The organism is Kocuria rhizosphaerae (assembly GCF_044462265.1).
Lineage (GTDB): Bacteria > Actinomycetota > Actinomycetes > Actinomycetales > Micrococcaceae > Kocuria > Kocuria rhizosphaerae.
This window is the reverse complement of the sequence record NZ_JBISWL010000103.1, coordinates 20,843-35,591: the sequence shown is the minus strand read 5'-3', so window position 1 is coordinate 35,591 and position 14,749 is coordinate 20,843. Positions and strand designations below refer to the sequence as shown.

Below are 14,749 nucleotides of genomic sequence, written 5' to 3'. Positions count from 1 at the left end.
GTCCACGAGGCGCACCGGGTGCGGGACGGTTGTAGATGTTCGAGAAGATCCTGGTGGCCAATCGCGGGGAGATCGCGATCCGGGCGTTCCGCTCGGCCTATGAGCTGGGGGCCAAGACGGTGGCGGTGTTCCCGTACGAGGACCGTCACTCGATCCACCGGCAGAAGGCGGACGAGGCCTATCAGATCGGTGAGGAGGGTCACCCGGTGCGGGCCTACCTCGACGTGGCGGAGATCGTGCGGGTGGCCAAGGAGTCCGGGGCGGATGCGATCTATCCCGGCTACGGGTTCCTCTCCGAGAACCCGGACCTGGCCCGTGCCGCGGAGGCGGCGGGGATCACGTTCGTGGGCCCGGCCGCGGAGATCTTGGAGCTGGCCGGCAACAAGGTCGAGGCCCTGAAGGCGGCCCAGCGGGCGGGGATCCCCACCCTGGACTCCTCGGCCCCCTCCTCGGACGTGGAGTACCTGCTGGGCCAGGCCGAGCGCATCGGCTTCCCGGTCTTCGTCAAGGCCGTCGCCGGCGGCGGTGGTCGCGGGATGCGGCGGGTGGAGACGCCCGAGGCGCTGCCCGAGGCGCTGGCGGCGGCGATGCGGGAGGCGGACACGGCCTTCGGGGATCCCACGATGTTCGTGGAGCAGGCGGTGCTGCGTCCCCGTCACATCGAGGTGCAGATCCTGGCCGATGCCGAGGGCAACATCGTCCATCTCTTCGAGCGGGACTGCTCCGTGCAGCGCCGCCACCAGAAGGTCATCGAGATCGCCCCGGCCCCGAACCTCGACGAGGGGATCCGTCAGGCCCTGCACGCCGACGCGGTGAAGTTCGCGCGCGAGCTGGGCTACGTGAACGCGGGCACCGTGGAGTTCCTGGTGGACACGGCCGGGGAGCGGGCCGGGCAGCACGTGTTCATCGAGATGAACCCCCGCATCCAGGTCGAGCACACGGTCACCGAGGAGATCACCGACGTGGACCTCGTCCAGTCCCAGTTGCGCATCGCCGCCGGGGAGTCCCTGACGGACCTGGGCATCAGCCAGCGGGAGCTGACCGTGCGGGGGGCGGCGATGCAGTGCCGGATCACCACGGAGGACCCGGCCAACGGTTTCCGCCCCGACGTCGGTCGCATCTCCGCCTACCGCTCGGCCGGCGGGGCGGGGGTGCGCCTGGACGGCGGGACGGTCTACGCCGGTGCCGAGGTCTCCCCCCACTTCGACTCCATGCTGGTCAAGCTCATCTGCCGGGGCCGGGACTACGCCACGGCCGTGCACCGCTCCCAGCGGGCCCTGGCGGAGTTCCGGATCCGCGGGGTCGCGACCAACATCCAGTTCCTGCAGGCCGTGCTGGCCGATCCGGAGTTCCTGGCCGGGAACGTGGCCACGGACTTCATCGAGCGCCGTCCGGAGCTGCTGGAGGCGCGCACCTCGGGGGACCGGGCCACGAAGGCGCTGACCTGGCTGGCCGAGGTGACGGTGAACCGGCCCAACGGGGAGCGGGTGGAGGGCATCGATCCGCGCACGAAGCTGCCGCGCTACCCCGGGGACAAGCAGGACGAGCCGCTGCGGTCCCCGTTCGACGGCCCCTCCGAGCACACTCCGCCGCCGGGGTGGCGCCAGGTCCTCCAGGAGAAGGGTCCGGAGGGCTTCGCGGCGGCGCTGCGGGAGCAGACGGCGGTGGCGGTGACGTCCACGACCTTCCGCGACGCCCACCAGTCCCTGCTCGCGACCCGGGTGCGCACCCGCGACCTGCTCGCGGCCGCTCCGGCCTACGCGCACACCCTGCCGCAGCTGTTCTCGGTGGAGGCCTGGGGCGGGGCCACCTACGACGTGGCCCTGCGCTTCCTGGGCGAGGACCCGTGGGAGCGCCTGGCGCTGCTGCGCCAGGCGATGCCCAACATCCCCATCCAGATGCTGCTGCGCGGGCGCAACACGGTGGGCTACACCCCTTACCCCACGGAGGTCACGGACGCGTTCGTCGCCGAGGCCGCGGCCACCGGGGTCGACATCTTCCGGATCTTCGACGCGCTCAACGACGTGGAGCAGATGGCCCCGGCCATCGAGGCCGTGCGCAAGACGGGCACGGCGGTGGCCGAGGTCGTCCTGTGCTACACGGGCGACCTCAACGACCCGGACGAGGACCTCTACACCCTCGACTACTACCTGGATCTGGCCGCCCAGTGCGTGGCGGCCGGGGCGCACATCCTGGCGATCAAGGACATGGCCGGGCTGCTGCGCCCGGCCGCGGCCAAGCGGCTGGTGTCGGCCCTGCGGGAGCGCTTCGCGCTGCCGGTGCACCTGCACACCCACGACACCGCCGGCGGGCAGCTGGCCACGCTGATGGCCGCGATCGAGGCCGGGGTCGACGCCGTCGACGTCGCCGACGCCTCCATGGCCGGTACCACCTCCCAGGTCTCGGCCTCGGCGCTGGTGGCCGCCCTGGAGCACACCGAGCGCGACACCGGCATCCCCCTGGAGGCCATCTCGGCGCTGGAGCCCTACTGGGAGGTCATCCGCCGGATGTACTCCCCGTTCGAGTCCGGGCTCACCGCCCCGACCGGGCGGGTCTACCGGCACGAGATCCCCGGCGGGCAGCTGTCCAACCTGCGCCAGCAGGCCATCGCGCTGGGCCTGGGCGAGCGCTTCGAGGCGATCGAGGACATGTACACCGCGGCCAACGCCATGCTGGGCCGGCTGGTGAAGGTCACCCCGTCCTCGAAGGTCGTGGGCGACCTCGCGCTGCAGCTGGTGGGCATGGGCGTGGACCCGGCCGCCTTCGAGGCCGATCCCCAGCGCTTCGACCTGCCGGATTCGGTGATCAGCTTCCTCGCCGGGGAGCTGGGCACCCCGCCGGGCGGGTGGCCCGAGCCGTTCCGGACCAAGGCGCTTCAGGGGCGCAACGTGAAGGTCGGGATCACCGAGCTGGCCCCCGAGGACGCCCGAGCCCTGGCCGAGGACTCCGCGACCCGCCGGGCCACCCTCAACCGGCTGCTCTTCCCAGGCCCCACCCGGGAGTTCCTGGCCAGCCGGGCCAAGTACGGTGACCTCGCCCTGCTGCACACCCGGGACTTCCTCTACGGGCTGACCACCGAGCACGAGCACGTGATCTCCCTGGGCAAGGGCGTGCGGCTGCTGGTGACCCTGCAGGCGATCTCGGAGGCCGACGACAAGGGCATGCGCACCGTCATGGTGACCCTCAACGGACAGCCCCGGATGATCGAGGTCCGCGACACCTCCGTGGCCTCGGCGGTGCCCGAGACCGAGAAGGCCGACCCCACCGACCCCGGCCACGTCGCCGCGCCCTTCGCCGGGGCGGTCACCGTCACCGCGACCGAGGGCCAGACCGTCGAGCCCGGCGCCCAGGTCGCCACGATCGAGGCCATGAAGATGGAGGCCTCCATCACCGCGCCCACCGCGGGCACCGTCACCCGCGTCGCGCTCACCGGCGTCACCCAGGTCACCGGAGGGGACCTCCTCCTCGTCCTGGACCCCACCGACTGACCGCCCGCCGGTCCGGGCCCTCAGGGCCCGGACCGCGCGGAGCCCGGGCCCTCCGGCCGGTCCCGGGACGGCGTCACCGCGACCAGACCTCCCGGAACTTCCCGCTGCGCGGGTCCGGACGGGGCGGATCGGGGGAGTGCCGGACGGCGACCGTGACCAGCCCGCGGGCGTCCAGGAACGCCCGCAGCCGAGCCTCGGCGGCCGAGCGGATGAGCACGAGGTCGGCACCGGGGTCGGGCTCCAGGTGCACGGTCAGCGTCTCGGGTCCCGTGCCCACCGCCTGGAACCGGCGCACCCCCGGCGTCTCCCCGATCACCGTGCCGAGCGCCAGGGGAGGCACCTCCACGGTCGGCCCGGCCCCGGCCCGGAGCCGGAGGACGGCGCCGCTGCGCCCCTCCACCCGAACCACCGGCAGGGGACTGCCGCAGGGGCACGGCCCGGCCGCCAGCACGGCGCTGTCGCCGAGGTCGTAGCGCAGGAGGGGCTGGACCCGGTTGTCGAGGTTGGTCACGAGGGCGGTGGCGGACACGGTGCCCGGGGGCACCGGCCGCAGCCGTTCGTCGACGGGCTCGAAGAGATAGCGGTCGGCGTTGACGTGGAGGGCCGCGCGGGGGCACTCCACGGCCAGGGCGGGGACCTCCGAGGCCGCGTACTCGTCGAGCACCGGACAGCCGAACGAGCCGGAGATCGCCCTGCGGGCCGCCGGGGTGAGCGTCTCGCCCCCGACGGCGACCAGCGCGGGGTCGACCCCCAGCCGCCCGGCGCGCCGCTCCCCGGCCAGGAGCCGGAGGACGCTCGGGTAGCCCACCAGGACCGTGGGCCGGAACTCCTCCAGCTCCGCGACGATCTCCGGGAGCGGGCGCAGGACCGACACCACCCGCAGCCGCCGGGCCTGCGCACGGCTGCGCCGGCGCAGGTCCTCGGCCACGGTCACCGCGGCGAAGTGCCCGCCCGTGGCCACCAGCACGGCGGTGCGCAGGCCGTGGCGCAGCACCGGCCCCAGCACCTCGGGACGCAGGGCCGTGCGCCGGGCCCGGACGCGCAGCACGGCCGCGGCCGCGGCCCAGGACGCCCGGTCGTGGACGAGGACCGCGGGCTCTCCGCTGGTCCCCGACGTGGTGATCACGTGGTAGCCGCCGAGGTACCGGGCGCCGACGGGCGACGGGCCGTCCAGCACGTCGCGGTGCAGGGCCTCCAGGGTGAGCCGCGGGTCGGTCACCCACTCGTCGAACCGGGCCATGAGTCCCGGCCGGTCGACCGGCGGCAGCACCCGAGGATCCGTCACCTCCGCGGGCAGTCCGTGGTAGAGCCGCCGGTAGTAGGGCGACGCGTGGCGGGCGTGCCGGACGAGAGCCGCCAGGCGGGCCCGCTGTCGGCGGGCGACCGCCTCCGGCCCGGCGTGCTCGACCCACCACGCGTCCGCCGCCACGCCCAGCATCCCGGGGCCTCCGTCCTCGTGCCGTGGGATCAGCGTAGGGCCGGCCGGGCGACCGCACGAGGCCCGCATAGGATGGGCGCCATGCGCGAATTCGATCTCATCATCATCGGCTCGGGCTCCGGGAACTCGATCCTCACCGAGGACTTCGACGGCCTGGACGTGGCCATCGTGGACGGCGGGACCTTCGGCGGGGTCTGCCTCAACGTGGGCTGCATCCCCACGAAGATGTACGTGTACCCCGCCACCCTCGCCCGGCACGCGGTCGAGGCGGACCGCCTCGGCGTGCGGGCCGAGGTCCGGGACGTGCGCTGGCGCGAGATGCGCGACCGGATCTTCGGGCGGATCGACGCCATCTCCCACGGCGGGCTGGAGTACCGCCGGACCCTGCCGAACGTGACGGTCGTCGAGGAGCGGGTGCGCTTCACCGGCCCGCGGACCCTGCGCACGGCCTCCGGTCATGAGCTGACCTCGCGGCAGATCGTCGTGGCGGCAGGGTCGCGGCCGGTCGTCCCCGACGTCCCCGGCATCGACCTGCCCCAGGTCCACACCTCGGACACGGTCATGCGCATCGACGAGCTCCCCCGGCGCGTGGTCGTCGTCGGCGGCGGCTACATCGGCGCGGAGTTCGCCCACATGTTCTCGAGCCTCGGCTCCCGGGTCACCCAGGTGAACAGGTCCCACCGCATCCTGCGATACCACGATCCGGAGATCGCCCAACGCTTCGCCCGCGAGGCCTCACGGCAGTGGAAGCTCGAGGCGGGCTGGTCGCTGGCCGGGGTCGAGGAGTCGGCCGGTGACGGCTCCGCGGTGACGGTCACCTTCCACGACCCGGAGGACCCCGAGCTGACCATGCGCCTGCCCGCCGACGTGGTGCTCGTGGCCACCGGACGGCAGCCCAACACGGACGTGCTGGACGCCCGGGCGGGCGGGCTGGACGTGCGCGAGGACGGTCTGCTGGCCGTCGACGAGTTCCAGCACGCCCTCCACGGCGGGGAACCGGTCGAGGGCGTGTGGGCGCTCGGCGACATCTGCTCGCCGTACCAGCTCAAGCACGTCGCCAACGCGGAGGCCAGGACGGTCCAGCACAACCTGCTGCACCCCGAGGACCTGCGTGCCACCGACCACCGGTTCGTGCCCTCCGCCGTGTTCACGAGCCCGCAGATCGCCTCCGTGGGCATGACCCAGGCCGAGGCCGAGGACTGGGCCGTCGAGAACGGCACGGAGATCACCGTCAAGGTCCAGGACTACGGGGCGACGGCCTACGGCTGGGCCATGGAGGACCACACCGGGCTGTGCAAGATCGTCGCGGAGAAGGGCACGGGCCGGCTGCTGGGCGCCCACCTGATCGGGGAGGAGGCCTCCCTGCTGATCCAGCCCCTGGTCCAGGCCATGTCCTTCGGCGTCGACGCCCATGCGATGGCCCGCGGCCAGTACTGGATCCATCCGGCCCTCAGCGAGGTCGTGGAGAACGCCCTGCTGGGCCTCGACGTGCCCGAGCACACCCCCCTGCCCCCGCACGAGCTCGTCAGGGGACGGTGACGCGGGGCGTGCTCAGCCCTCGCCGCGGCCGGGCAGGTGGGCGGAGGAGAGCTTCCCCCTGAGCCGTTCCGCCGCGGTGCTGGACACCGGCGCCTCGGCGGGCGCCGGCCGCGAGTAGATCTCCTCGATCGTCTCCGCGAAGTCCTGGGCGATCCTGGCGCGCTTGATCTTCATGGAGGGGGTCAGGTGGCCCGAGGCCTCCGTCCAGTCGACGTCGAGGATCTCGAAGGCGCGGATGCCCTCCGCCCGGGAGACCGCGCGGTTGGCGTGCGCCACGATCTCCTGGACGTGCTCCACGACCTTCGGGTGCCGCGCGGCCTCGGCGATGGGCATCGACGGGTCGAGGCCCATCAGCTCCAGCCGGGCCGGCAGGACGTCCTGGTCCAGGGTGATCAGCGCGGCGACGAACGGCCGGTCGTCGCCGACGACCATCACCTGTGAGACCAGCGCGGAGGCGCGGATGGGGTCCTCGAGCACATTGGGCACCACGTTCTTGCCGCCTGCGGTGACGATGATCTCCTTCTTGCGGCCGGTGATGCTCAGCGCCCCGTCCTCGTCCAGCGTGCCGAGGTCGCCGGTGCGGAACCAGCCGTCCTCGAAGGCCTCCGCCGTGAGGTCCTCGCGGCCGTGGTAGCTCCGCATCACGTGGGCGCCGCGGACGAGGACCTCGCCGTCGTCGGCGATCCGGATCTCGTTGCCCGGCAGGACCCGGCCCACGGTGCCGATCTTGCCGACCTCCGGCGTGTTCACGGAGATCGGGGCCGTGGTCTCCGTGAGCCCGTAGCCCTCGACGACGTAGACGCCGATGCCGTTGAAGAAGTGGCCCAGGCGCGTGCCGAGGGCGGCGCCGCCCGAGACCGCGTGCGTGACCTCTCCGCCCATCGCCGCCCGCAGCTTCGAGTAGACGAGGTGGTCGAAGAGGGCGTGCCGGGCGCGCAGCAGCGGCGGCACGGGCCCGGCCTGGCGCGCGGTCGAGTAGGCCACGGCCGTGGCCGTCGCGCGCGAGAAGATCAGCGTCTTGACCTTGCCGCCCTTCTCGGCCTTGAGCCGTGCGCTCTGGTAGATCTTCTCGAACACCCTCGGCACGGCCAGGATGAAGGTCGGCCGGAAGGACGCGAGGTCCGCCATGAGGTTCTTCACGTCCGGGGTGTGGGCGAGGGCGGTCCCCGTGTAGAGGGCGATGACCTCCACGAAGCGGGCGAAGACGTGGGCCAGGGGCAGGAACATCAGCGTCCGGGCTCCGGGGTGGACGATGTCCGAGACGACCAGGGCGGTGTTCTCGCTGAGCCGCACGAAGTTGCCGTGGGTCAGCTCGCACCCCTTCGGCGCGCCGGTGGTCCCGGAGGTGTAGATGATGGTGGCGATGTCGTCGAGCCCGCGGGACGTCCGGCGCGCCTCGAGCTCCTCGTCGGAGACCTCCGCCCCGGAGCGGGTGAGGTCGTCGAGGCTCGTGCCCGTCCCGTCCAGGCGCCAGATCCGCTCGGAGGCGCGGAAGGCGGACTCCTCGGCGGCCGCCAGCACCGCGTTCTCGAGGGCCTCCGTCTCGACGAACACGGCCCGCGCGTCGGAGTCGCCCATGATCCAGGAGATCTGCTGGGCCGAGGAGGAGTCGTAGACGGGGACCGGCACTGCTCCGGCGTACCAGATCGCGAGGTCCACCAGCGTCCACTCGTACCGGGTGCGGCTGAGGATGCCGACCCGGTCCCCGGGCTCGATGCCGGCGGCGACCAGGCCCTTGGCCACGCCCCGCACGGCGGCGTGGAACTCCCGGGCGTGCACCTCACGAGGCGCCGCGTCGGCGGAGAGCACGGTGTAGAGGTGCGGGTCGCCGTCGCGCTCCGCCTGCGCCACGAGGAAGTCCGTGATGCTGCGGTGCACGGGCGGGTCCACGAGGGCTTCGGTGGCGACGTGGCGCATGGTGGTTCTCCTCAGGTCGTGATCGGCGGGTCGGAACGGGTGGTTCGGGTCGGGCGGGCGGGCCGGGTCCGGAGGAACGGCGTGAGCGGATCGGCTCGGGTGTGCCGACGGTCCCAGTCTAGTGAGTTCGCTCACGCACACGCCGTCACACGCGGGCGCCGTCGTCGAGGTCGTCGCGCTCCTCGGGAAGCCGGCGCAGCAGGACGCCGATCGCGACGACCACCGCCACGAGGCCGGTGACCACCGCCCACCACGGGAGGGACCCCGGCAGCAGCGCCAGGACCACGAGCAGCACGGGCACCCCGATCAGGACCGTCCAGGCCAGCAGGGCCACGCCGCTCAGGCCCTGTGTGACGGGCCCCGGGTCGGGTGAGTAGGGCGCGTCGTCGTCGGCCGTCCCGGCCGCGGACTCCGGGACGGCGGACTCCGGGAGGGGCGCCTCCTCGGGGGACCAGTCGCGGGGGCCGGGAAGGTGGCGGTCCCCGGCTCGGCGGACGTCCTCGAGTCCGGCCACGATCCGGGCCCACTCTTCCTCGGGCCCGGGCGCGGGCCCGCCCGGCCGCCCGGTCACCGGCCCGCTCCCCGGGGCTCGCCGTCGGGGGCCAGCGCGGTCACGGGGTCGCGCCCGCCGACGAGGTCGCCGAGGAACCGCACCGACCGGGCGTGGACGACGTCGGCCTCGCGGTCGAGGGTGGCCACGTGGAAGCTCTCGGTGAGCCGGACGAGCTCCACGGGACCGCCCGCGTGGCGCAGCACGTGCCGCGTCGAGGCCTCGGAGACCACGTGGTCGTGCCGCGAGCGCAGCACCAGGACGGGCGCCGTGACGGAGGGCAGCATCCGGCGGGTGCGGGACATGAGCCGGCCGAGCTGGGCGACTCCCGCCACCGGTGTGCGCGGATAGGCGTGCTCGGTCACCCCGGGCACGCTGATGTCGTCCGCGACGGCGTCCACGGAGGCCACGGCGTGGCGCAGGGCGGGTGCCAGGGGTGCCGCGCGGCTCACCAAGGACAGGGCGGGGTTCACCGCCACGACCCCGTCGACGGGCTCTCTCGCCGCGAGGTGCAGGGCCAGCGTGCCGCCCATCGAGAGCCCGCACACCACGACGACGTCGTGCCGCTCGCGGAGGGACCGCAGGTGCTCCGCGGCGTGGTCGCGCCACTGCTCCCACCGCACGTCCGCGAGCTCCTGCCACCGTGTGCCGTGCCCCGGCAGGAGGGGGCCGACGACCTCCGCTCCGGTACGGTGCAGGGCCCGGCCCCACGGGAGGACGCTGAACGGGACGCCCGTGAACCCGTGCAGCACGAGCACCCCGGCCGCCCCCTCGGCGGGGAAGCGGAACGGGTCGGCGGGGGAGGGCTGGAGGCGGGCCTCGTCCGGCGGAGTCATGGGTCCATGATGTCAGGAGGGACCGCCGGGCGGTGCCCCTGGCCCCGCCCGGCGCGCGGACGTGAGAGAATACCGGAGGCCGGATCCGGTCCGAGCGCCACGGACCCACGCGACACCCCGATCACCACGAAGGAGTCCTCTCCCACATGGTCTACATGTTCCTGAAGCGCTACGTCGTCGGCCCGCTGGTCAACGTGGCCTTCCGTCCCGAGGTCCGCGGCTTGGAGCACGTGCCCACCGAGGGACCCGCCATCCTGGCGAGCAACCACCTCTCGGTCTCCGACTCGGTGTTCATGCCCGTCGCCGTGCCGCGCCAGGTGTTCTTCCTGGCGAAGTCCGACTACTTCACCGGCCCCGGGATCAAGGGCCGGGTCGTGGGGGCCTTCTTCCGTGCGATCAACCAGATCCCGATGGACCGCTCCGGTGGCCGGGCGAGCGCGACGTCCCTCAGCAACGGCGGGCAGAAGCTCGCGGAGGGAGAGCTGCTCGGGATCTATCCGGAGGGCACCCGCTCCCCGGACGGACGCCTGTACAAGGGCAAGATCGGCGTGGCCCGGCTGGCGCTGGAGACGGGGGCGCCCGTGGTGCCGATCGCCATGGTCGGCACGGACAAGGTCCAGCCCGTCGGCTCCCGGATGCCTCTGCCGCGCCGGAAGGCGCGGGTGACCACCATCTTCGGCGAGCCGCTGGACTTCTCCGGCTACCGGGGCCGGCAGGGCGAGCACGCGCTGCTGCGCGAGGTGACCGACGAGATCATGCGGGCCATCCAGGCCCTGTCCGGACAGGTGTCCGTGGACGTCTACGCCGGTGACCACAAGAAGCGCCTCGCCGAGCAGAAGCGCCAGGAGGCCAGGCAGGCCGCCGCCGAGATGGTCGGCAGCGCCAAGGACAAGGCGCGCACCGCCGCGCAGTCCGCGAAGAACGCCGCGGACGCCATCACCCACCGCGATCGTCCGGAGCCCGCCTCCGACGACGAGAAGCGTCCCACCGCACGCTGAATCCCCGCCCGGCCCGACCCGGACGAGACACAGGAAGACACCATGCTCGACTACACCGTTCCCGACAGCCTCCGCAACCTGGGCTCGCCCGTGCCCTCCGCGGCCGACTACCCGGGGCTGGACGACTGGCGCGACCTGGCCGCCGACCAGCAGCCCACCTGGCGCGACCACCCGGCCTTCACGTCCTCGATCGCCGAGCTCAACGCGGTCCCCCCGCTCGTCTTCGCGGGGGAGGTCGACCAGCTGCGCTCCCGGCTGGGGGAGGTCGCCAACGGCCAGGCCTTCTTCCTGCAGGGCGGCGACTGCGCCGAGACCTTCGAGGGGGCCACGGCCGACCGGATCAGCGCCCGCGTGAAGACGCTCCTGCAGATGGCCGTGGTCCTCACCTACGGGGCCTCGATGCCGGTCGTGAAGATGGGCCGGATGGCGGGACAGTTCTCGAAGCCGCGCTCGTCCAACGACGAGACGCGCGACGGCGTGACCCTGCCGAGCTTCCGCGGCGAGATGGTCAACGGGTTCGACTTCACGGAGGAGTCCCGGACGCACGACCCCCGGCGCATGGTGCGCGGCTACCACACCTCCGCCTCCACGCTGAACCTCATCCGGGCCTTCACCACGGGCGGCTTCGCCGACCTGCGACTCGTGCACGCGTGGAACATGGGCTTCACCACGAACCCGGCGCACGCCCGCTACGAGTCCCTGGCGCGGGAGATCGACCGTGCCGTGAAGTTCATGGACGCGTGCGGCGCCGACTTCGACGCCCTGCGCACCACGGAGTTCTACGCCGGTCACGAGGCCCTGCTGCTGGACTACGAGCGGGCCCTCAGCCGGATCGACTCCCGCACCCACTTGCCGTACGGCACCTCGGGGCACTTCCTGTGGATCGGTGAGCGCACCCGTGAGCTCGACGGCGCCCACGTGGACCTGCTCTCCCGGCTGCGCAACCCGATCGGCGTCAAGCTCGGGCCGAAGACCACCGGCGACGACGCCCTGGCCCTCATCGACAAGCTGGACCCGGAGCGGGAGCCCGGCCGGCTCACCTTCATCACGCGAATGGGCGCCAAGAACATCCGTGAGAAGCTGCCGCCCCTGGTCGAGGCCGTCGAGCGCTCGGGCGCGAAGGTCGTGTGGGTCACCGACCCGATGCACGGCAACACCGTGTCCCTGCCCTCCGGGTACAAGACCCGCAACTTCGACGACGTGGTGGACGAGGTGCGCGGCTTCTTCGAGGTGCACGAGGCCATCGGCTCCTTCCCCGGGGGCATCCACGTGGAGATGACCGGTGACGACGTGGCCGAGTGCCTCGGCGGGTCCGACCCCGTGGACGAGGCGTCCTTCGTGGACCGCTACGAGTCCCTGTGCGACCCGCGGCTCAACCACATGCAGTCGCTGGAGATCGCGTTCCTCGTGGCGGGGTACCTCTCCCGCCGCTGAGCGCCGGAGCCCTGCGGGAGGTTCTTCGGGGGCCGCCCGCACGTCCCGGTCGGTCCTGCTCGGCCGGTCCGGTCAGCCCTCCCCGGTCAGCCCGGTCCGGTGCCGATGAGCCAGCCCAGGAAGGCCGAGGCCCCCACGGCCAGCCCACCGAGGGCCGCGGTCACGGCCGCGCGCAGCGGGCGGACGGGACGCAGCTCGACCTGGGGCCGCCAGGGGTCCGAGGACCCGCCGGGGCGTCGGGCTGCACGAGGGGCGCCGGTCCTCCGGTGGTCCCCGGGCCGGCCCGGGTCCGCGGCGAGCGGGCGCGTCGCGTCCGGGCGCAGTGCCTCCGTCGCGGCGGCGCCCGGCGCCGTGCCCGGCCGGAGGCCCTCCGTCGCCGCCGGTCGGTGCGCGGCGGTGGGCGGGCCGTGCTCCCCGTGGAGCCGGTCGAGCTCCGCCGGGCGCATCCCCGCGCGCACCGCGCGCAGTTCCTCGAGCATCCGTGCGGCGTCCGCGGGTCGCCGCTCGGGCTCCCGAGCCGTGGCCCGGGCGACGAGGCGCGCGAGCCCGGCCGGTGCCCCGGGGTCCAGGGAGCGGAGGTCGGGGACGCGGCCCTCGGCGTGGGCCCGCGCCACGGCCACGGGTGAGCCGGTGAAGGGCCGGCGTCCCGTGAGCAGCTCGAAGAGCACGATCCCGGTCGAGTAGACGTCCGCGCGGGTGTCCACGGGCCGGCCGGTCACGAGCTCCGGGGCGGCGTAGGCCACGGTGCCCAGCACGGTGCCGGTGGCGGTGTGCTGGTCGACCGCGCGCGTGAGACCGAAGTCCGCCACCGTCACCCGGCCCGTGTCGGCGATCAGCACGTTCTCCGGTTTGACGTCGCGGTGGACGAGCCCCGCGCGGTGGGCCGCGGCCAGCCCGTCCAGGACCGGCTCCATGATCTGGAGCGCCTCCCGGGGGGTGAGCCTGCCTCGGCGGCGCAGACGGTCGCGCAGCGTGACTCCGTGCACGTGCTCCATGACGAGGTACGGCACCCCGTCGGGCGCGTGGCCCTGGTCGAGCACCGAGACGACATGGGGGTGGGACAGCCGGGCGGCGGCCCGGGCCTCCCGCACGAAGCGCTCCGCGGCGGCCGGGTCCTCGGCCAGGTGCGGGTGCATGAGCTTGACGGCCACCACGCGCTGGAGCCGGGTGTCCTCGGCGCGGTACACGGCCGCCGTTCCCCCGCGGGCGATGCGCGGGCCGAGCTCGTAGCGGCCCTCGAGCAGGGTGCCGGTCAGGTGGTCGGGGAGCGCGTGCTGCACGGCGTCAGCCTACGGCCCGGTGCTGGGCGATCGCTGGGCCGCGCCTCACCGGGAGAAGGACTCGCGGTGCGCCTTGACCTTCTTGACGTACCGCTTCGTGTCCTCGTACATGCCGTACTTCTGGACCCCGTGCAGGCCCTGGTAGTACGCGGCGATGGCCTCGTCGGTGTTCTCCGCGGACCGCGCCAGCCGGCCGATGATCGCCACCCCGGCCGTGACGTTGTCCTGGGGGTCGATCAGGTCCAGCTCGCGGCCCACCATGGCGGAGGCCCAGGCCCCCGCGTCGGGGATGACCTGCATCGTGCCCACGGCGTCGGCGGGTGAGACGGCCCGGTGGTCGAATCCCGACTCCTGGTGGGCGTGGGCCAGGGCCAGGGCCGGATCCACGCCCATCCGCTCGGCCGTGTCGCGGACCATCTGCCGCATCTGCTCACGGGACGGGACCGGGCGGGACGCCAGCTCCGCGTGGTGGCGGTTGGCGGAATCCACCACGGCGTCCTCGTAGGTGCGTCCCAGGAACGTGTCGCCGACCGCTCGCTCCGGGCGGGGTTCCGTTGCGGGCTCGGGCTCGGGCGGGGCGGCCGGCTCGGGCACCGGCTCGGGCTCCGCTGCCGAGGCCGGCCGCAGCGTGGGGCCCCCCACGGCGAGCTCCTGGCCCGGTCGCAGCAGGGAGCCGACCGTGAGGTCGTTGGCCTCCAGCAGTTCCTGGACGGACACCTCGTGCGCCTGGGCGATGCTCCACAGCGAGTCCCCGGGCCGCACGACGTAGTCCTCCGGGGCGGGCTCCGGGGCGGGCCCCGGCTCCTCGGGGGCCGGTGCCTCCCCGGGGCGCTCTGTCTTCTCGGCCCCCGCCAGACGCAGCTTCTGGTCCGGGTGCAGCACCGCGGCCCCGGAGAGGTCGTTCCAGCGCATGAGGTCGGCGACCTCGACGCCGTGGCGCTGGGCGATCGCCCACAGGGAGTCGCCGCGCGACACGGTGTGCTCGGGGACCTCGGGCCCCTGCTGGCCGATCAGCACGGGCGCCGAGGCCACCTGGGGGGTCTGCGGGGGAGCGGCCTGGGCCATGGACCCGCCGCCGATGGCGGCGAGCGCCGCGACGGCGGTCGCGGCGGAGCCCGTGCGGGCCAGGCGGGCCCAGCCTGCGGATCGCTCCTCCGGGGAGCCGGCGGGCGCGGACGGGCCGTCCGTGCGGGGGGAGGAGGTGCTGTGCGCCGCGTCGTCGGGATCGGTCGTGTCGTGGTCTGGGGGGAACGGCATGGAGGGACTCTC

At 73.7% G+C, this 14,749-nt stretch carries 10 protein-coding genes; 4 read left to right on the top strand and 6 right to left on the bottom strand.

All coding sequences use genetic code 11. The features are described 5' to 3' along the window. The first annotated feature begins 35 nt into the window (after nt 1-35). The gene (locus ACH9EU_RS12015; protein WP_396414055.1) at nt 36-3,488 is read left to right on the top strand and encodes a pyruvate carboxylase; all 3,453 of its coding nucleotides are present in this window, start codon (nt 36-38) and stop codon (nt 3,486-3,488) included. Nucleotides 3,489-3,561: 73 nt separating this feature from the next. Here the strand turns inward: ACH9EU_RS12015 and ACH9EU_RS12010 are convergent, their stop codons facing one another. Then, nucleotides 3,562-4,926 (bottom strand): phenylacetate--CoA ligase family protein, encoded by a 1,365-nt coding sequence (locus tag ACH9EU_RS12010; protein WP_396414056.1) that lies wholly within the window; start codon nt 4,924-4,926, stop codon nt 3,562-3,564. Between the two features lie 81 nt (nt 4,927-5,007). Between ACH9EU_RS12010 and ACH9EU_RS12005 the strand changes: the two genes are divergently transcribed. Further along, nucleotides 5,008-6,465 carry a mycothione reductase gene (locus tag ACH9EU_RS12005; protein ID WP_396414057.1) on the top strand — a complete coding sequence of 486 codons (1,458 nt, stop codon included), beginning with the start codon at nt 5,008-5,010 and terminating at the stop codon, nt 6,463-6,465. A 12-nt stretch (nt 6,466-6,477) separates the two neighbouring features. Here the strand turns inward: ACH9EU_RS12005 and ACH9EU_RS12000 are convergent, their stop codons facing one another. The 3 genes from ACH9EU_RS12000 to ACH9EU_RS11990 form a co-directional block, all read right to left on the bottom strand. Next, nucleotides 6,478-8,382: an AMP-binding protein gene (locus ACH9EU_RS12000; protein ID WP_396414058.1), complete on the bottom strand. Its 1,905-nt coding sequence runs from the start codon at nt 8,380-8,382 to the stop codon at nt 6,478-6,480. A gap of 145 nt (nt 8,383-8,527) precedes the next feature. Next, nucleotides 8,528-8,953, bottom strand: a complete 426-nt coding sequence (locus tag ACH9EU_RS11995) for a hypothetical protein (RefSeq protein WP_396414059.1) — start codon at nt 8,951-8,953, stop codon at nt 8,528-8,530. Beyond that, complete coding sequence (locus tag ACH9EU_RS11990; protein ID WP_396414060.1) at nt 8,950-9,768, bottom strand: alpha/beta fold hydrolase; 819 nt, start codon at nt 9,766-9,768, stop codon at nt 8,950-8,952. The genes ACH9EU_RS11995 and ACH9EU_RS11990 overlap by 4 nt, the downstream gene beginning before the upstream one ends. Before the next feature lie 146 nt (nt 9,769-9,914). Here ACH9EU_RS11990 and ACH9EU_RS11985 point away from each other — a divergent pair, with 146 nt between their 5' ends. Further along, nucleotides 9,915-10,766, top strand: a complete 852-nt coding sequence (locus ACH9EU_RS11985; RefSeq protein WP_396414061.1) for a 1-acyl-sn-glycerol-3-phosphate acyltransferase — start codon at nt 9,915-9,917, stop codon at nt 10,764-10,766. A gap of 42 nt (nt 10,767-10,808) precedes the next feature. Next, nucleotides 10,809-12,200 (top strand): class II 3-deoxy-7-phosphoheptulonate synthase, encoded by a 1,392-nt coding sequence (locus tag ACH9EU_RS11980; protein ID WP_396414062.1) that lies wholly within the window; start codon nt 10,809-10,811, stop codon nt 12,198-12,200. Between the two features lie 86 nt (nt 12,201-12,286). On the opposite strand, the gene ACH9EU_RS11975 is transcribed toward ACH9EU_RS11980, so the two are convergent. Together ACH9EU_RS11975 and ACH9EU_RS11970 are read right to left on the bottom strand one after the other, a co-directional pair. Further along, the gene (locus tag ACH9EU_RS11975) at nt 12,287-13,480 is read right to left on the bottom strand and encodes a protein kinase domain-containing protein (protein ID WP_396414063.1); all 1,194 of its coding nucleotides are present in this window, start codon (nt 13,478-13,480) and stop codon (nt 12,287-12,289) included. A 45-nt stretch (nt 13,481-13,525) separates the two neighbouring features. Continuing rightward, nucleotides 13,526-14,737, bottom strand: coding sequence for a LysM peptidoglycan-binding domain-containing protein (locus ACH9EU_RS11970; RefSeq protein WP_396414064.1), 1,212 nt, complete (start codon nt 14,735-14,737; stop codon nt 13,526-13,528). Nucleotides 14,738-14,749: the final 12 nt, after the last annotated feature.